The organism is Phenylobacterium sp. (assembly GCF_030651185.1).
In the GTDB taxonomy this organism is placed as follows: domain Bacteria; phylum Pseudomonadota; class Alphaproteobacteria; order Caulobacterales; family Caulobacteraceae; genus Phenylobacterium.
This window is the reverse complement of the sequence record NZ_JAUSCJ010000022.1, coordinates 519550-535958: the sequence shown is the minus strand read 5'-3', so window position 1 is coordinate 535958 and position 16409 is coordinate 519550. Positions and strand designations below refer to the sequence as shown.

Sequence of the window (16409 nt, the reverse complement as noted above, 5' to 3'; positions counted from 1 at the left end):
GATCAGGGGCCGCCGGCGCCCAGGATCAGAATGGGGGTCAGGGGCGGGCTCCTAGGCGATGGGGTTCGCCGCACCCTCGTGCTCCGTCCGCCGAGTCGCCAGCAAGTCGCTTGGTTGCTAAGAACCCGCAAGAGGAGGACCCGGAGACCGTGGCCGAACCGTCACCCCTGCGCCTTCACGTCGCGGCCTTCGCCTCGACCCTGCTGGACATTCGCGGCCGGTTGCCGAGCCTGGCCCTGGCGGCCGACCCCGCACTCGAGTCCACCTTCGCCCAAGGCCTGCCCATCGCCCTGCCCGCCACCCCGCCAGGCCAGCCCAAGGTGCTGGTGCTGCAGCGGCCCTTCTACGACACCGAGGCGCGGATGCTGGGGGACCTGACCCAAATCCTGCGCAACGGCTGGGTGGTGGTGATCGACGTCGACGACCACCCCGACTTCATCGCCCAGCAGCAAGGCCGGCCCCAGGCCGCCACCGACTGGAGCAAGTTCGCCCACGTCCACGCTGTGCAGACCAGCACGCCGGCCCTGGCCGAGGCCTTCCGGACGCGGAACCCGGAGGTGAAGGTGTTTCCCAATGCGGTGTTCGACCTGCCGCCCTTCCCCGAGCGCAGCGGCTCGCCCAGCGTCTTCTACGGCGCGGCGAACCGGGGCCTGTTCCCGGCGCAGGTGGCGGCCTCCCTGAGGAATGTGATCGGCGACAATCCCCGCACCAGCTTCGTGGTGGTCCACGACCGGGCGGTGTTCGAGGCCCTGCCCACCAAGCGCAAGACCTTCCACCCCACCCTGCCCTATGAGGCCTATCTGGAGGCCATGGCGGCCTGCGACATCTGCCTGTCGCCGCTGCAGGGGACGCCGGGGGAAGCGTTCAAGAGCGACGCCAAGTTCCTCGACGCCGCGCGGGGCGGCGTGCTGATGATTGCCTCCCCGGCGGTCTATGCCGACACCATCAAGGAGGGGGAGACCGGCCTGATCGCTCACGACCTGCGCGACTGGGACCGTCAGCTGCGCATCGCCCTGCGCAACGGCGACAAGCGCCGGGCGATGGCCCGGGCGGCGTGGGAATATGTCCATGACGCGCGGATGTTCTCAGGCCAGGCGGCCGAGCGGCGCGACTGGTATCTCTCGCTCTGGTCCAATCGCGAGGCCCTGACCCGGGACCTGCTGGCGCGGGTTCCGGCCCTCGCAGCGCGGGTCGCGGGTTAGGCTTCGCCCACCGTGTCAAACATGCAGGCCGCGATGGCCTCGGCCGGCGACTTGCCGCCCCGCGCCATGAAGTCGAAGGCCGGATAGAAGCGGTCGGCGCCTTCCATGGCCACATCGATCATGGCGGCGGCCTGGGCGAGGGTCGGGCGTTCGCCGGTCATCAGGGCCATGGCGTGGCGGAACACGATCTCGCCGTCGTCCCAGACCTCGAAGTGGCCGAGCCAGACGCGCTGGTTGACGGTGGAGACCAGTTCGAAGGCCGCGGCGCGCTGTTCGGGGCGGACCTGGATGTCCACCGAGAGGCAGAGCTGCAGACAGTCTGCCTCGGGCCGCCAGGCGAACCAGAGTTCGTAGTCCTTCCAGTCGCCGGCCAGGGTGAAGGCGAGGTCGCCCTCTTCGGTACGGTCGAACTGAAGATTTTCGGCTTGCAGAACATGCTCAACGACATCGAGCGGGTCGTGGGCGAGCAGGACGTCTTCGTCAGACTGAGGCGTGTCCATAAGACCCGTGGTCCTTTCGCGTACGGCGTCCGGAGGGAGCGAGCGCGCCCCGAATCGCCTGCGATCTTGAAACTAATCTGGTTCGCGGTTCGCCTGTCACCGGCTTCTTCCGGCGGGCGAGCCACATTCGTGTGTTCAGGTCGTTATGCCGCGCAATCAGGCCTTCTTGGACGCCTTCTTAGGGGCGTCCGCGCCTTTCAGGGCGGCGATCTCGGCGCGCAGGGCGGCGATCTCGGCCTTGAGAATCTCGAACTCATCGCGACGGATCAGGTCGAGCTCGGCGACGATGCGGTCGGCCTGGGCTCGGAACGCGGCCTTGGCCTCTTCGCCGGCGCTCTGGGCGAGGCCCATGGCGGCTCCGGTCAGCTTGGCCATCTCGTCGAGGAAGGGGTTCTGGGTCTGCATGCTTCCTTATATGGGACCTGAGGGGATGAAAGCCACGGGGTTTCCGTCTAAACCGCCAGGACATCTTCTCGGAGCGCCTGGCCTTGCCCTTCCCGGACATCGACCCCGTCCTCATCCACATCGGTCCCTTCGCCATCCGCTGGTACGCCCTTGGCTACGTGGCCGGCATCCTGATCGGCTGGCGCTACATCACCTCGATGGCCAGGAACCAGGCGCTGTGGCCCCTGCGCGGGGCGCCCGCCAGTCCCGCCCAGATCGATGACCTGATCCTGTGGATCACCCTCGGAATCATCGTCGGCGGGCGGCTGGGGCACGTGTTCTTCTACACGCCCTCCGTGGTGGTCACCGACCCGCTGGAGGTGTTCAAGACCTGGAAGGGCGGGATGAGTTTCCACGGCGGGGTGCTCGGCGTGCTGATCGCCACCCTGCTGTTCGCCCGGGTCAACAAGGTCGACGTCTTCCGGTTGGGCGACGTGATCACCGCCGCGGCGCCCATCGGCATCTTCTTCGTGCGTATCGCCAACTTCATCAACGGCGAGCTGTGGGGCCGGCCCACCAGCCTGCCCTGGGGCGTGGTCTTCCCTGACGCGGGGATCATGCCGCGCCACCCCAGCCAGATCTATGAGGCCCTGCTGGAGGGCCTGCTGCTGTTCATCATCCTGCGGATCGCCACCCATCACGCCAAGCTGCTCAATCGGCGCGGCGTCGTGGCCGGGATGTTCTTCCTGGGCTACGCCGTCTCCCGGATCCTGCTGGAGAACGTCCGCGAGCCGGACGCCTACATGCCCGACTTCCCCCTCGGCCTGACCATGGGGATGATGCTGTCGATCCCGATGGCGATCGGCGGCGCCTGGCTGATCTGGCGCGGGATGAACGAACCGCTGCCGGAGGCCGAGGTGGGCCTGGAAGCGCAGGTCGAAGAGGTCGTCGAGGGCGAGCCGCCGCAACGCGATCCGTTCAAGATCGAAGCCGATGGGCCTGCGTGACCGGCTGATCGCCCAGGTCCGCGAGAGCGGGCCGATGAGCGTGGCCCAGTACATGACCGCCTGCCTGCACGATCCGGCGGATGGCTACTATTCGACCCGGCCGTCCCTGGGCGCCGAGGGCGACTTCATCACCGCCCCCCTGGTCAGCCAGATGTTCGGCGAGCTGATCGGCCTATGGGCCGTGGCGTGCTGGGAACGCCTGGGCCGCCCCTCTCCCTTTCGGCTGGTGGAGATGGGGCCCGGCGACGGCACCCTGATGGACGACATGCTGCGGGCCGCGCGCCTGGCGCCGGCCTTTGTCGCCGCCGCCGATGTCTGGCTGGTGGAGACCTCCGAACCGCTGAAGGCCCGGCAGCGCGCGGCGCTGGGGGATTGCGTGCGGTGGGCGGCGTCCCTGGCCGAGGTCCCCGACGACGCCCCCATGGTCCTGATCGCCAACGAATTGCTGGACTGCCTGCCGCCGCGACAGTTCGTGCGGACGCAGACCCGCTGGTCGGAACGGGTGGTGGGGCTGACCGACACTGGAGACCTCACTTTCGGGCTCGCCGCCGTCGCGCTGGGCCAGGCCCTGCCCGACGCGCCCGTCGGATCGGTGCTGGAACACTCCCCCAGCCAGGAGGCCCTTGGCTCGGAGATCGGCGCGCGGATCGGCGCCGACGGCGGCGCGGCCCTGCTGATCGACTACGGCCGCGACGCCCCCGGCTTCGGCGACACCCTGCAGGCGCTCAGGCGCCATGTGAAGGAGAGCCCCTTGGCCGGCCCCGGCGAGGCCGACCTCACCGTCCATGCCGACTTCCCGGCCGTGCTGGCGGCGGCGGCGCGGGAAGGGGCGGCCACGGCGCCGATCCTGACCCAGGGCGAGTTCCTGGTGCGGCTGGGGATCGGCGCCCGGGCCGAGGCGCTCACCGCCGCCCGGCCCGACCGCAGCGAGGTCATCGAACGCCAGCTGGAACGGCTGGTGTCCCCCGACCAGATGGGCGAACTGTTCAAGGTCGTCTGCATCCACACGCAGGGCCTGGTCCCGCCCGGTTTCGAGACCTGAGATGAACCCGTTGACCTCGCCGTTCCTGGACCTGCCGGGTATCCGCCACGCCTTCTTCACGCGGCAGGGCGGGGTTTCGACGGGTATCTATGACAGCCTGAATGTCGGGCGGGGCTCGGAGGATGAACCCGCCGATGTGGCCGAGAACCGGCGCCGGGCGGCGGCGCATTTCGGCCTGCCGGTGAGCGCGCTCTCCACCTGCTACCAGATCCACTCGGCGACGGCCCTGGTCACGGACCGGCCCTGGGGCGACGAGCGCCCGGAGGGGGACGCGGTGGTCACCGCCACCCGAGGCGTGCTTTGCGGAGCCTTGGCCGCCGACTGCGCCCCGATCCTGATCGCCGACGCGGAAGGCCGCGTGGTGGCGTCGGCCCATGCCGGCTGGAAGGGCGCGCTGAACGGCGTGGCCGAGGCCGCCGTCGCCGCCATGAGCGGCCTGGGCGCCGACCCGTCGCGAATGGTGGCGGTGGTGGGGCCCTGCATCGGCCAGGCCTCCTACGAGGTGGGGCTGGAGTTCCTGGCCGCCTTCACCGCCAAGGCCCCAGATCACGAACGCTTCTTCGCGGCGGGTGAGGGCCCCGAGAAGCGGATGTTCGACCTGCCGGGCTTCGTGGTCTCGCGGTTGAAGGCCGCCGGGGTGGCCACCGCCGACTGGATCGGCCACGACACCTGCGCGGAGGAAGACCTGTTCTTCTCCAACCGCCGCGCCTTCAAGCGGGGCGAGCCGGACTTCGGCCGGCTGCTCTCGGCGATATCCCTGGTCTGAGTCACGCCGGGCCTTGCCGCGGGCGGCTCGCCTGCTACAAGCCCCGCGCATCGGCGGGACATTGCGGGAATTCTCATGAAGCTGCTGGCTGGCAACTCCAATCGAGCTCTCGCCGAGGCCGTGGCCTCCCATCTCGACCTTCCGCTGACCAAGGCTCAGGTGAAGCGCTTCGCCGACAACGAGGTCTGGGTGACCATCGACGAGAACGTCCGCGGCGAGGACGTCTTCGTGCTGCAGTCCACCAGCTACCCCACCAACGATAACCTGATGGAGCTGCTGATCTGCATCGACGCGCTGCGTCGCGCCTCGGCCAAGCGGATCACCGCCGTCATGCCCTATTTCGGCTACGCCCGGCAGGACCGGAAGACCGGGGGCCGCACGCCCATCTCGGCCAAGCTGGTCTCCAACCTGATCGAGCGCGCCGGCGCCGACCGGGTGCTGACGATGGACCTGCACTCAGGCCAAATCCAGGGCTTCTTCGACATCCCCACCGACAACCTGGTCTCCGCGCCGCTGCTGGCCGCCGACATCAAGGAAAACTACGAGAAGACCGCAGATCTGATGATCGTCTCCCCCGACGTGGGCGGCGTGGTCAGGGCCCTGGCCGTCGCCAGCCGGCTGAACGCCGAGCTGGCGATCGTCGACAAGCGCCGCTCGGGTCCGGGCAAGAGCGAGGTGGCCAACATCATCGGCGACGTCTCGGGCCGCCGCTGCATCCTGTTCGACGACATCATCGATGGCGGCGGCACGCTCTGCAACGCCGCCCAGGCCCTGGTGGACGGCGGCGCAACCGAGGTCTCGGCCTATGTCACCCACGGGGTGCTGTCGGGGGCGGCCATCGACCGGGTCAATTCCTCGATCCTCAAGGAGCTGGTGATGACCGACTCCATCACCGCCCCCGAAGCCGCCAGCGACAAGTCCAAGCTGCGCTATGTCAGCTGCGATAAGCTGTTGGGCGAAGCCATTCGGCGGATCGCCAATGAAGAGTCCGTGTCGAAATTGTTCGACTGACCGTTCATCCTGGATTCTAAAGGTTTTCCGGCACGGGACTTGCTGGCCAGACCCCCAAACGGCCACGCTTGGTCAATAAGGGTTAAGGACGCGCGGTCACATTCCTGCCCGCGCATCTGTGTTAGCCTCGCGCGCTTATCTTCTGGGGAAGCTTCAGGATGACCTCTGCCATTCGCGTGACCGGCACGCTCGCCGCCATCGCCTTCGCGGCCCTGCTGTCGGCCTGTTCCAGCCCCGCGCCGGCCCCGCCGCCGCCGCCGCCGCCGGCGGTGAGCCTGTCACCCAAGCTGATCGAGCAGGCGGCCGCCTATCGCTATTACATGGCCCACGTCAGCGCGATCACGCCGGACTTCGCCGACGGCGACCAGATCGCCAAGGGCGTGGCCATCGGCGCGGCCTATGAGCCCAAGCAATTGCAGCGGGGCGCCACGGCCTATGCCGCCGTCGTCGCCCTGCAGGACCCGGCCTTCGTGGCCGGCGTCCGCACCTATGCCGTCAATGTCGACCAGCGCCGCGAAGTGGTGGCCGCGATCCTGAAGGACCCGGCCTATGTCGTGGGCATCAGCGGCTCGGCCAGCGCCGCGGGTCTGGTGAAGACCGCGCTCGGCGCCGAGGGCCAGCAGCTCTACGACGCCGGCAAGGCGGTCAAGCAGTCGGCCTACGACATTCAGAAGCAGAAGTGGTCGAAGTCCGACGTCCTCAACCGCGACCTGCGCCTGTCTCAGGCCAAGAATCTCTCGGCCACCCCGGTGGTGGGCGACCTGGCCGAGACCGCCCGCCTGCAGCAGGCGGCCCTGGGCGTCTCGCCGCTGGGCCTCACCGCCGAGCCAGCCGCCCCGCCCTACAGCCCCATCGTGATCCGCGGCATGGCCGTGGCCGCCCTCGCCGCGCTTGGCGAAGGCGGGGACGCCAATGTCGACACCCTGATGGCGGTGATGGCCGAGCCCAACGTGGCGTTCTGCATGAACATGGCCAAGCTCAACCTCTACCAGTGCCTGGCGGTTTCCAAGCCGCACTACGAGGACGTCTTCTGCCTGGGCCAGCACATCATGATGGACACCGGCCGCTGCGTGATTAAGGCCTCGGGGAACACCGAGCCCTACGAGGCGAAGTTCATTCCCAAGATCAGGGTCGCCGACGGTAGCGCCCCCTACAAGGTGACCCCAGCCAAGACCCCGGCCAAGGCCGACACCAAGAAGCGCTAAAACATCTGCGCCCGCCCGTTGCCACGAGCGGGGCTTTTGTGTATTTACGCCCACCTTTCGACCCCAGGAGGGTCGTCCGTCGCCGCGCGGCACTTCGCGCGGCGGTTTCGTTTTGAGGCAAGGCCATGGCCGATATCATTCTGAACGTTGAAGTTCGCGATCGCACGGGCACCGGCGGCGCGCGCGAAACCCGCCGTGCGGGCATGGTCCCCGGCGTGCTCTACGGCGGCGCCAAGGATCCGGTCGCCATCGCCGTGAAGGCCAACGAATTCCGCAAGGCGCTCTATACGGGCAAGCTGCTGGGCCACCTGGTGACCCTGAAGTACGGCGACGAGACCCAGCCGGTCATCGCCAAGGCGATCGACATGCACCCGGTCAACGACGAGCCGGTCCACTTCGACCTGTACCGCGTCGACGAGCACCAGCTGATCAAGATCGAAGTGCCGGTGCACTTCAAGAATCAGGAAGAATCGCCGGGCCTGAAGAAGGGCGGCACGCTCAACATCGTGCGTCACACCGTCGAACTGGCCTGCCCCGCCGACCACATCCCGGAAGAACTGATCTTCGACCTCACCGGTCTGGAAATCGGCGACACCATCCGCATGTCGGCCTTCACCCTGCCGGAAGGCGTCAAGCCCGCCACCGACCGCGACTACGTCGTCGCCACCCTGGCCGGTTCGTCGGCCTCGGCCTCGGCTGACGCCGCCACCGACGAAGCGGCCGCCGCCGCCGCCACCACCACCGTTTAAGGATTGGCCGGCCCCCTTCGGGGGGCCGAGCCGCCTGGCGCCATGCTGATCCTCGCGGGCCAAGGCAATCCCGGCGCCCAGTACGCCAAGAACCGCCACAACATCGGCTTCATCGCCGTGGACGAGATCGCCAAGCAATGGCGGTTCGGACCCGAGCGCTCGAAGTTCTCCGGGCTTGCCCGTGAGGGCGAGATCGATACGCCCGCCGGCCCGGTCAAGGCCCTGATCCTCAAGCCCCAGACCTTCTACAATGAGAGCGGCCGCTCTGTCGGCGCGGCCATGAAGTTCTACAAGGCGACGCCCGCCGACGTGGTGCTGTTCTACGACGAGATCGACCTGGCCCCCGGCCGCTTCCGGATGAAGACCGGCGGCGGGGCGGCGGGCAACAACGGCGTCCGCTCCGTCACCGCCCACATCGGCGCCGACTTCCGCCGAGCCCGGCTGGGCGTCGGCCATCCCGGACACCCCGAGCGGGTCCAGGGCCACGTGCTGTCTGACTTCCACAAGGTCGAGCACCCGTGGGTCATCGCCCTGCTGAAGGCCGTGGCCGAGGCCGCCCCCCTGCTGGCCGCCGGCGAGGACGACAAGTACCAGACCGAGGTCCTGCGTCTGGCCCCCGCCGACAAGGGCGACACCCGCCAGGCCCGCAGCCGCGGCGATACATAGCCACCAGAATTGGTTGGGGGCGGCAGACGTGCTAGGTCGCGCCCTCGCATTAGGAAATAGAGCTCCATGGCCCTGAAAGTCGCGATCGTCGGCCTGCCCAACGTCGGCAAATCGACCCTGTTCAACGCGCTGACCCAGACCGCGTCGGCCCAGGCGGCCAACTATCCGTTCTGCACCATCGAGCCCAATACCGGCGACGTGGCGGTGCCCGAGCCGCGCCTGGATGCGCTGGCCGCCGTCATCCCCTCCAAGGAGATCATCCCGGCGCGGATCAACTTCGTGGACATCGCCGGCCTGGTGCGCGGCGCCTCCAAGGGGGAAGGCCTGGGCAACCAGTTCCTGGCCAATATCCGCGACTGCGACGCCGTGGCCTTCGTCGCCCGCTGCTTCATCGATGACGACATCACCCACGTCGAGGGCAGGGTCGATCCGCTGTCGGACCTGGAGACCATCGAGACCGAGCTGATGCTGGCCGACCTGGAGAGCCTGGAGAAGCGGGTCAGCAACCTCGAAAAGCGCGCCAAGGCCGGCGACAAGGAAAGCGCCCAGACCCTGCGCCTGGTGCAACTGGCCCTGACCGAGCTCAACGCCGGCCGCCCGGCCCGCAAGGCCAAGGTCGACGCCGAGGACGACAAGGCCTGGCGCATGCTGCAGCTGCTGACCTCCAAGCCCGCCCTCTATGTCTCCAACGTCGATGAAGGCTCGGCCGCCGAGGGCAACGACATGTCGCGGCTGGTGGCCGAACGCGCCGCCCGCGACGGCGCCGACCACGTGGCGATCTCGGCCCAGATCGAGAGCGAGATCGCCATGCTCGACGCCGAGGAGCGCGCCGAGTTCCTGGAGACCCTGGGCCTCAGCGAGCCGGGCCTCAACAAGCTGATCCGCGAGGCCTACCACCTGCTGGGCCTGCAGACCTATTTCACGGTCGGCCCCAAGGAAGCCCGCGCCTGGACCATCCACAAGGGCGACACCGCCCCGCAGGCGGCCGGCGTGATCCACACCGACTTCGAGAAGGGCTTCATCCGGGCCGAAACCATCGCCTACGAGGACTATGTCGGTCTCAAGGGCGAAGCCGGGGCCCGTGAGGCCGGGAAGTTCCGCCAGGAAGGCAAGGAGTACGTCGTCAAGGACGGCGACGTCCTGAACTTCCGCTTCAACGTCTGAAGTCCCGACGGCGCGCGGTTCGAGGGCCCGAGCCCTATGGGAAGCCGACCGCCTAGCGAGTGGCGGCGTACAAGCGTGTAGTCCGCAGCGAGCCATCAGGATCGCAACGCTCGTTCTGCATTCGCCCTTCGAAGGTCATGCCCACTCGCTCGCAGAGGCGCCAACTTTGCGAGTTTTCGTCATCCGGTCGCGCGAAGATGCGACGGGCGCGAAGGTGTTCAAAGCCATAGGCAAGAATGGCCCGCACACCTTCGGTGATGAATCCCTGACCAGCGTAGGAAGTACGGCCCCACCAGCCGATTTCCATCTTCGGTACGCTCCAATCTGGTCGGTGAAGGCCGCTTGACCCGACGATCTGGCCCGTCTGCCGATGGAAGAGCAGAAGTGGAAAGTCGTCCCGTTCGGCGAAGGAGTTGGCCGAGGCTTGGCAAAACGCCTCAGACGCATCGGGCGAGGGATCATCCAATGCCCAACCCATGGCGGCCGGCCATCTTCGGAGTTCAACTAGGCTATCAAGGGTCGCGGCATAGAGCTCGGCGCCATCCCCTGGCCGATGCGGCCGTATGACGAGTCGATCAGTGACAATTTCGCCGGGAATGTCGGTGAGGATCGCAGACATCTTCTGATTGTAGTCCGCGCACGATGCCGGAGCTACGACCTGATTGCCCTGGTTCGTGCACGGGCCGAGGCCCGAGATCTCAGCGTACCGCGCTGGACTTCCCCGCCCACCAGCCTATCTCAGACTTCAAAATCCGGGAGAGACATCATGGGCGAATTTTCCAAGCTGACGGGGGCCGACGGCTTCGAGTTCGCGGTCTATCGCGCCGCGCCCACGGGCGAGCGCAAGGGCGGCGTCGTGGTGATCCAGGAGATCTTCGGGATCGACGAGCATATCGCCCGCGACGTCGACCGCTGGGCGTCGCTCGGATACGAGGCCATCGCTCCGTCGCTCTACGACCGCCGCGAGCCGGGCTTCACCGCCGGCCATGATCCGGCCGGCCTCACCGCCGGGGTCACCCATGCCCGCGCCACCCCGCTGGACCAGGCCTTGGCCGACGTGGACGCCTGTCGCGCGGCCCTGGCGCCGGCCGGTAAGGTCTTCGTGGTGGGCTATTGCTACGGCGGCTCGCTGACCTGGCTGTCGGCCTGCCAGCTGGACGGCTTTTCCGCCGCGTCGAGCTATTACGGCAGCATGGTCCAGGCCAATGCCGACAAGACGCCCAAGTGCCCCACCATCGTCCACCTGGGCCGCAAGGACGCCGGCATCCCGGCCGACGACGTCAAGGCCGCCGTGCAGGCCAGCAATCCCGGCGTGGCGGTCTATATCTACGAGGACGCTGGCCACGGCTTCAACAACGAGGACCCCGAGCGGCTGAACCAGCCCAGCGCCGACCTGGCCCGCCAGCGCACCCTCGACCTGTTCGCAGGCGCTTGAGCGCCATGGGCGAGACGATCCGCCTGACCAGCAAGTTCGACGGCTTCGAGCTGGCCGCCTATCACGCCCCGGTCGCCGATGCGCGCCGCGGCGGGGTCGTGCTGATCCAGGAGATCTTCGGGGTCACCGACCACATCCGCGAACTGGCCGACGGCTTCGCCGAGGACGGCTACGAGGTGATCGCGCCGAGCTTCTACGACCGCCTCGAGCCGGGGTTCGAGGCCGACTATAGCCCAGACGCCATCGCCAAGGGGGTGAGGTACTCCACCGAGACGCCCTGGGACCAGGTGGCCGGCGACCTCCAGGCCGCCATCGACGCGCTCGCCCCCGCCGTCTTCGTCGCCGGCTTCTGCTGGGGCGGGACCGCGGCGTGGCTGGCGGCGTGCCGCTGCACCGGGATTTCGGCGGCCTCGGCCTATTACGGCCGCCGGATCAGTGAGCTGGTGGACGAGACGCCGAAGGTCCCCACCATTCTTCACTTCGGCAAGGGCGACGCCTCCATCCCCCTGGAGACGGTCGAGGGTATCCGCGCGAAGCATCCCGACACTCCGGTCCACCTCTACGACGCCGGCCACGGCTTCGTCTCCGACCGCCGCGCCGACTACAACCCCGACGCCGCCCGGCTGGCGCGGCTGCGGACCCTGCAGGTGTTCATGAACAACGGCGGCGGCCGCGGCGAGATGTGAGCCTCAGGCTTCCTCGATGTGCTTGCGCGCCTCGGGGTCTCGTTCCAGCCAGCGGGCCAGGACCGACTGGGCGGCCAGGATACCGATGCCGGCGGCATAGCCCGCGAAGACGGCGGCGGGGTAATGCCCGCCCGTGGCCACCGACGCCACCTGCCAATAGATGAAGCCCGCCGCGGCGATCAGCAGGCCGATCCCGGTCAGCACGGAGACCGGCGTCTGGCCAAACCCCGAGATGAAGCTCATCCACACATAGCGGGCCAGGGCCCGGCGCGCCGGCAGGATCAGCAGCGGCAGGGCGAAGCCCGCCAGCAGGGCGGTGGCCGGCCAGACCAGGGCATGGCGGGCGATGACGGCGGGGCCGCCCGGCAGCACGCTGAAGGCGTGGACCACCGAGCCCGCATAGATCAGGCTGGACGCGGCGGTGGCCACGTCCTGCATCCGCCGGAAGTCGCGCCAGGCCTTGATGAGGGCCATGTCAGCAGCCAGCGGTGGGCGACGGGATGGGGATCAAGGTGAGCATGCGCATTTATCGCGTAGGCCGCCCGCCTTGGCTATGGTCGGGCGCCCCTCCCCACCGGGAATCGCCTGAGTTGAAGCTTGTCCTGGCCCTCGCCGTCCTCTGGCTCGCCCCGGCGCCCGCGCAGGCGGCGGCCTGCTGGTTCGAGCACGGCGTGGTGGTGGTCCCGGCCAGCGTGGCGGGCGTCGCTGGCGACTACATTCTCGACACCGGCAGCCCCATCACCCAGCTCCACGAGACCCGCGCCCAGATGGAGGGCCTGCCGCCGGCGTTGGCGGGCGAGGTGCGGGTGGACGGCCTGCGCCTGACCGATCGGCCTGTGGTGGTCGCCGACCTCGACGCCCGGACCTACGCCTTCCCCACCCCTATCGCCGGGGTGATCGGCGCCGATATCCTGTCGGCCTATGTGGTGGATGTCAGCTTCGCCCCCTGTCGGGTGACGATCTGGCCCACTGGCAGGGCGCCGGGGTTCCACGCCGACACCCGCCTGGCGATGCCGCTGCGCGCCGGGCGGCCGATGGTGGCCGCCGCCGCGGCCGACGGCCCCAGGACGGCCGTGGGGGGCTTTGTGGTCGCCACCGGCCTGGACAGCGCCGCGCGGCTCGACGAGGCCCTGGCGAGCGTCCCTGGGGCCACGGGGATGGATGTGGCGCCCTACGGCCCCCGCCGCGCCAAGCTGCGGGCGCTTTCCGTCGCGGGCGAGCTGTTCGAGGCGCTGAGCGCCGGCCTGCAGCCCGCCGTCGAGGGCGCTGTCGGCGCCATCGGCGCGCCGGTGCTGTCGCGCTGGTCGCTGCGGTTCGACTTCCCGCGCCGACGGCTGCTGTTGCGTAGACCCTAGGAGACCGGGGTCAACCCGGCCCAGGTCGTCAGGAACTCCGGCAGGATCGGCAGGACGTCGATGGCGGCGTGCAGCAGGACCACCAGCAGCAGGCTGCGGGTCCGGGCCCAGATCACCCCCAGCATCAGGGCCACGGGCGACAGGGCGCCGATGGTGTAGGCGATGACTTCGAAGAGGTCGGTGGAATGGCCCTGCTCGCCCGGCGCGCCGCGCAGGTAGAGGCCGGGCACGTGGGCCAGCGCGAAGACCAGGGCGCCGAGGATGACCGCGCCGGTCTCGCTACGCAGGACAGCGGCCAGCCTCGTCTGCAGCACCGCGCGAAACAGGAACTCCTCGGCCAGGCCCGCTTCCAGGGCGATCCAGACGAAGGCGGCCGGCGCGGCCCAGGCCAGGACCTGGAGCCCCGGCTGCAGGTCGGCGATCTGTTGGAGGCTGGGGCTGACCACGCTGAGCAGGGCCAGGAAGATCACCCCCATGACGATCAGGGTGGGCCAGAACCCTTTGCGGTGGAGGCCGCTGGAGAACAGCGGCGCGACCCGGCCCCCCAAAGCCAGCAGGATCAGGGCCGGGATCGCCACATGGACCGCCAGCTTGACGGCCAGGATCACCAGCTCGCGGGTCTGGCCCTCCGGCAGGGCGGCCTTCAGCATCTGCATGCCGACGCCCAGGAAGCCCAGGGCGTAGACCACCATGAAGATCAGCACGGCGGCCAGCTCGACCTTAGGCCGGCGCACCCGGACCGGCGGCGGATCCGACCGCCGGGTCAGGGCCCAGGCCACGCCGGACAGCGCGACGCCGAACACCCCCAGGGACACCAGGGGGAAGCTCCAGTCGGCCTGTTTGAAGAAGAGATAGGCGAAGGCCGCCCCCCAGAGCAGGGCGTAGAGCGCCAGATACCCGATGGCGCGGCTGCGCCCAGTCCCGGCCCCCATACTGGCCCTCCCCATCGTCCCCTCGCCTATCGGCGGACCGAGGCCCCCAGGCAACTTATCGATTGTTCATGCGCCGGAAACGAAAAAGGCCCCGGCTTTCACCGGGGCCTTCGATCGTGCTCGAAAGGACGACACCCTTAGTGGGCGACGTTCTTCCAGATGCGGCGGTAGCTGACGAACAGCAGGCCGGCGAAGATCAGCAGATAGACCATGGCCGCCACGCCGAACTGCTTGCGCTCGGTCTGCTTGGGCTCGGAGGCCCAGGCCAGGAAGGCCACGACATCCTTGGCCTGTTGGTCGAGGGTCGACTTCGTGCCGTCGTCGAAGGTCACCTTGTTGGCTTCCAGCGGCGGGGCCATCGCGATGAAGCCCCCGGCAGGCACATGGCCCTTGCCCTTGTAGAAGGCGCTGACGTCGCCGGGCATGTAGGGGTTGTAGTGCTGGTTCGGCGGCACTTCGAGACCGGCCGGCGGCGCCACGTAGCCGGTCAGGATCGAGTAGACGTATTGCGGTCCCTGGGCCCGGGCCTTGATGATCACCGAGAGGTCCGGCGGCAGGGCGCCGCCGTTGGAGGCGCGCGCGGCGGCCTCGTTCGGGAACGGGCTGGGGAAACGATCGGCCGGGGTGCCGGGACGTTGCACGACGTCACCGGTCTCCGAGTCGATATCGTTGATCTGATAGTCCTTGGAGATCGCCTTCACATAGGCGTTGTCGTTCGGGTTCTTGTACTTGTCGTCGAAGAACGGGCCGTTCTTCTCACCCAGATTGCGGAAGCTCAGCAGGCTCATCGAGTGGCAGGCCGCGCAGACCTCCCGATAGACCTTGTAACCCCGTTGAACCTGGGCCTGGTCGAACTTGCCGAACGGGCCCTCGAAGCTCCAGTGGACACCCTTGGGCTCTTCCGGATGGGTCGCCGCGAACGACGGACCAGCAACGAAAGCGAGCCCGAGCGCCGCGAGAATGAAACCTTTGCGCAGCATCTGAGGCTCAGCCCCTCTTTTCAGGCGAAGCCGCGGCGCCGGCGGGCGCGTTGGCGGGGAGCACCGGCGCGGAGATCGATTCCGGCTGGGGCAACGGGGTCTCGGTGAGGCCCAGGATCGGAAGCACGACCAGGAAGTAGGCGAAGTAGTAGGCCGTCGCGATGCGGGAGAGCCACACCATCGAGTTCAGGTCGGCGTCCAGCAGCTGGAAGGTCGACAGGTTGCCGATCACGTGGTCGTCGGGAAGACGGCCGCCGCAATAGCCCAGCACCAGGCAGGCCAGCACGAAGATGCCGAAGTAGAGCTTCGCGGTGGGCCGGTAGCGCATGGACCGCACCTTGGAGGTGTCGAGCCAGGGCAGGACGAACAGCATGGCGATGGCGCCGAACATCAGCAGCACGCCGGCCAGCTTGTCCGGAACCGCCCGCAGGATCGCGTAGAACGGCAGGAAGTACCATTCCGGAACGATGTGGGCCGGGGTCACCAGCGGGTTGGCGGGAACATAGTTCACCGCGTCGCCTAGTGCGTTCGGCTGGAAGAACACGAAGACCGCGAACATCAGCAGGAAGACCGAAATCGCGAAGCCGTCCTTCACCGTGTAGTACGGGTGGAAGGGAACGGTGTCCTCCTTGGACTTCACGTTCACGCCGGTGGGGTTGCCGTTGCCGGGCACGTGCAGCGCCCAGATGTGCAGGATCACCACGCCGGCGATCATGAACGGCAGCAGGAAGTGCAGCGAGAAGAAGCGGTTCAGGGTGGGGTTATCCACCGCGAAGCCGCCCCACAGCCAGGTGGTGATGGACTCGCCCACCAGCGGCAGGGCGCCGAACAGGTTGGTGATCACCACCGCGCCGTGGAAGCTCATCTGGCCCCAGGGCAGGACGTAGCCCATGAAGGCCGTGGCCATCATCAGCAGATAGATCACGCAGCCCAGGATCCACAGCACCTCGCGGGGCGCCTTGTAGGACCCGTAGTAGAGGCCGCGGAACATGTGGATGTAGACCGCGATGAAGAACATCGAGGCCCCGTTGGAGTGCATGTAGCGCACCAGCCACCCGTAGTTCACGTCGCGCATGATGCGCTCGACGGAGTTGAAGGCGTGGTCGACGTGCGGGACGTAGTGCATGGCCAGCACGATGCCGGTCACGATCTGGATGCCCAGGCAGACCGCCAGGATGCCGCCGAAGGTCCACCAGTAGTTCAGGTTCTTCGGGGTCGGGAAGTCGATCACGCTGTCGTACGCCAGGCGCACGATCGGCAGTCGGGTGTCGAGCCAGCGCTCGAAGCCGGTTTTCGGCTCGTAGTTTGAATGTCCGCTCATGATC

At 68.2% G+C, this 16409-nt stretch carries 18 protein-coding genes and 1 pseudogene; 12 read left to right on the top strand and 7 right to left on the bottom strand.

The genetic code is table 11. The annotated features are described in order from the left end of the window. Positions 1-149 precede the first annotated feature (149 nt). Positions 150-1202 carry a glycosyltransferase gene (locus Q7J39_RS11540; protein WP_304824624.1) on the top strand — a complete coding sequence of 351 codons (1053 nt, stop codon included), beginning with the start codon at positions 150-152 and terminating at the stop codon, positions 1200-1202. Here the strand turns inward: Q7J39_RS11540 and Q7J39_RS11535 are convergent. Both Q7J39_RS11535 and Q7J39_RS11530 read right to left on the bottom strand, forming a co-directional pair. Next, complete coding sequence (locus tag Q7J39_RS11535) at positions 1199-1702, bottom strand: YbjN domain-containing protein (RefSeq protein ID WP_304824620.1); 504 nt, start codon at positions 1700-1702, stop codon at positions 1199-1201. The two genes, Q7J39_RS11540 and Q7J39_RS11535, sit on opposite strands and share 4 nt — an antisense overlap. 156 nt (positions 1703-1858) lie before the next feature. Next, a complete protein-coding gene (locus Q7J39_RS11530; RefSeq protein ID WP_304824617.1) occupies positions 1859-2107 on the bottom strand; it encodes an accessory factor UbiK family protein in 249 nt (82 codons plus the stop codon). An 83-nt stretch (positions 2108-2190) separates the two neighbouring features. On the opposite strand from Q7J39_RS11530, the pseudogene lgt reads away from it, so the two are divergent. The 8 genes and pseudogenes from lgt to ychF form a co-directional block, all read left to right on the top strand. Next, positions 2191-3000 (top strand): annotated as a pseudogene (gene lgt, locus Q7J39_RS11525) (prolipoprotein diacylglyceryl transferase); the annotation flags it as partial. Positions 3001-3079: 79 nt separating this feature from the next. Further along, on the top strand, positions 3080-4135 hold the full coding sequence (locus Q7J39_RS11520) for a class I SAM-dependent methyltransferase (RefSeq protein WP_304824614.1): 1056 nt from the start codon (positions 3080-3082) through the stop codon (positions 4133-4135). Between the two features lies 1 nt (position 4136). Next, a complete protein-coding gene (gene pgeF, locus Q7J39_RS11515; RefSeq protein ID WP_304824611.1) occupies positions 4137-4901 on the top strand; it encodes a peptidoglycan editing factor PgeF in 765 nt (254 codons plus the stop codon). Between the two features lie 75 nt (positions 4902-4976). Continuing rightward, complete coding sequence (locus Q7J39_RS11510) at positions 4977-5912, top strand: ribose-phosphate pyrophosphokinase (RefSeq protein ID WP_304824609.1); 936 nt, start codon at positions 4977-4979, stop codon at positions 5910-5912. A gap of 158 nt (positions 5913-6070) precedes the next feature. Continuing rightward, on the top strand, positions 6071-7117 hold the full coding sequence (locus Q7J39_RS11505; protein WP_304824606.1) for a hypothetical protein: 1047 nt from the start codon (positions 6071-6073) through the stop codon (positions 7115-7117). Between the two features lie 125 nt (positions 7118-7242). Next, positions 7243-7866 (top strand): 50S ribosomal protein L25/general stress protein Ctc, encoded by a 624-nt coding sequence (locus tag Q7J39_RS11500; RefSeq protein WP_304824604.1) that lies wholly within the window; start codon positions 7243-7245, stop codon positions 7864-7866. Between the two features lie 42 nt (positions 7867-7908). Beyond that, a complete protein-coding gene (gene pth / locus Q7J39_RS11495; RefSeq protein WP_304824602.1) occupies positions 7909-8532 on the top strand; it encodes an aminoacyl-tRNA hydrolase in 624 nt (207 codons plus the stop codon). Between the two features lie 66 nt (positions 8533-8598). After that, entirely contained in the window at positions 8599-9696 is a 1098-nt protein-coding gene (gene ychF / locus Q7J39_RS11490; RefSeq protein WP_304824600.1) for a redox-regulated ATPase YchF, read from the top strand. Between the two features lie 52 nt (positions 9697-9748). On the opposite strand, the gene Q7J39_RS11485 is transcribed toward ychF, so the two are convergent. Continuing rightward, positions 9749-10315 (bottom strand): GNAT family N-acetyltransferase, encoded by a 567-nt coding sequence (locus Q7J39_RS11485; RefSeq protein WP_304824598.1) that lies wholly within the window; start codon positions 10313-10315, stop codon positions 9749-9751. A 147-nt stretch (positions 10316-10462) separates the two neighbouring features. Here Q7J39_RS11485 and Q7J39_RS11480 point away from each other — a divergent pair, with 147 nt between their 5' ends. After that, the gene (locus Q7J39_RS11480; RefSeq protein ID WP_304824595.1) at positions 10463-11131 is read left to right on the top strand and encodes a dienelactone hydrolase family protein; all 669 of its coding nucleotides are present in this window, start codon (positions 10463-10465) and stop codon (positions 11129-11131) included. Between the two features lie 5 nt (positions 11132-11136). Continuing rightward, positions 11137-11817, top strand: a complete 681-nt coding sequence (locus tag Q7J39_RS11475; RefSeq protein WP_304824592.1) for a dienelactone hydrolase family protein — start codon at positions 11137-11139, stop codon at positions 11815-11817. A gap of 3 nt (positions 11818-11820) precedes the next feature. On the opposite strand, the gene Q7J39_RS11470 is transcribed toward Q7J39_RS11475, so the two are convergent. After that, entirely contained in the window at positions 11821-12291 is a 471-nt protein-coding gene (locus tag Q7J39_RS11470) for a hypothetical protein (protein ID WP_304824589.1), read from the bottom strand. A 116-nt stretch (positions 12292-12407) separates the two neighbouring features. Here Q7J39_RS11470 and Q7J39_RS11465 point away from each other — a divergent pair, with 116 nt between their 5' ends. Further along, entirely contained in the window at positions 12408-13172 is a 765-nt protein-coding gene (locus tag Q7J39_RS11465; protein ID WP_304824586.1) for a hypothetical protein, read from the top strand. Here the strand turns inward: Q7J39_RS11465 and Q7J39_RS11460 are convergent. The 3 genes from Q7J39_RS11460 to Q7J39_RS11450 form a co-directional block, all read right to left on the bottom strand. Continuing rightward, the gene (locus Q7J39_RS11460) at positions 13169-14104 is read right to left on the bottom strand and encodes a CPBP family intramembrane glutamic endopeptidase (protein WP_304824583.1); all 936 of its coding nucleotides are present in this window, start codon (positions 14102-14104) and stop codon (positions 13169-13171) included. The genes Q7J39_RS11465 and Q7J39_RS11460 overlap by 4 nt on opposite strands. A 137-nt stretch (positions 14105-14241) precedes the next feature. Then, positions 14242-15084 (bottom strand): cytochrome c1, encoded by an 843-nt coding sequence (locus Q7J39_RS11455; protein ID WP_304824580.1) that lies wholly within the window; start codon positions 15082-15084, stop codon positions 14242-14244. A gap of 7 nt (positions 15085-15091) precedes the next feature. Beyond that, a complete protein-coding gene (locus tag Q7J39_RS11450) occupies positions 15092-16405 on the bottom strand; it encodes a cytochrome b/b6 (RefSeq protein WP_304824578.1) in 1314 nt (437 codons plus the stop codon). Between the last annotated feature and the right edge of the window lie 4 nt (positions 16406-16409).

What these genes read in the sequence shown, in the direction of transcription:
- Q7J39_RS11535 (WP_304824620.1), bottom strand. Translation starts at nt 1,702, where the DNA reads ATGGACACGCCTCAGTCTGACGAAGACGTCCTGCTCGCCCACGACCCG.
- Q7J39_RS11530 (WP_304824617.1), bottom strand. Translation starts at nt 2,107, where the DNA reads ATGCAGACCCAGAACCCCTTCCTCGACGAGATGGCCAAGCTGACCGGA.
- Q7J39_RS11520 (WP_304824614.1), top strand. Translation starts at nt 3,080, where the DNA reads ATGGGCCTGCGTGACCGGCTGATCGCCCAGGTCCGCGAGAGCGGGCCG.
- pgeF (WP_304824611.1), top strand. Translation starts at nt 4,137, where the DNA reads ATGAACCCGTTGACCTCGCCGTTCCTGGACCTGCCGGGTATCCGCCAC.
- Q7J39_RS11510 (WP_304824609.1), top strand. Translation starts at nt 4,977, where the DNA reads ATGAAGCTGCTGGCTGGCAACTCCAATCGAGCTCTCGCCGAGGCCGTG.
- Q7J39_RS11505 (WP_304824606.1), top strand. Translation starts at nt 6,071, where the DNA reads ATGACCTCTGCCATTCGCGTGACCGGCACGCTCGCCGCCATCGCCTTC.
- Q7J39_RS11500 (WP_304824604.1), top strand. Translation starts at nt 7,243, where the DNA reads ATGGCCGATATCATTCTGAACGTTGAAGTTCGCGATCGCACGGGCACC.
- pth (WP_304824602.1), top strand. Translation starts at nt 7,909, where the DNA reads ATGCTGATCCTCGCGGGCCAAGGCAATCCCGGCGCCCAGTACGCCAAG.
- ychF (WP_304824600.1), top strand. Translation starts at nt 8,599, where the DNA reads ATGGCCCTGAAAGTCGCGATCGTCGGCCTGCCCAACGTCGGCAAATCG.
- Q7J39_RS11485 (WP_304824598.1), bottom strand. Translation starts at nt 10,315, where the DNA reads ATGTCTGCGATCCTCACCGACATTCCCGGCGAAATTGTCACTGATCGA.
- Q7J39_RS11480 (WP_304824595.1), top strand. Translation starts at nt 10,463, where the DNA reads ATGGGCGAATTTTCCAAGCTGACGGGGGCCGACGGCTTCGAGTTCGCG.
- Q7J39_RS11475 (WP_304824592.1), top strand. Translation starts at nt 11,137, where the DNA reads ATGGGCGAGACGATCCGCCTGACCAGCAAGTTCGACGGCTTCGAGCTG.
- Q7J39_RS11470 (WP_304824589.1), bottom strand. Translation starts at nt 12,291, where the DNA reads ATGGCCCTCATCAAGGCCTGGCGCGACTTCCGGCGGATGCAGGACGTG.
- Q7J39_RS11460 (WP_304824583.1), bottom strand. Translation starts at nt 14,104, where the DNA reads ATGGGGGCCGGGACTGGGCGCAGCCGCGCCATCGGGTATCTGGCGCTC.
- Q7J39_RS11455 (WP_304824580.1), bottom strand. Translation starts at nt 15,084, where the DNA reads ATGCTGCGCAAAGGTTTCATTCTCGCGGCGCTCGGGCTCGCTTTCGTT.
- Q7J39_RS11450 (WP_304824578.1), bottom strand. Translation starts at nt 16,405, where the DNA reads ATGAGCGGACATTCAAACTACGAGCCGAAAACCGGCTTCGAGCGCTGG.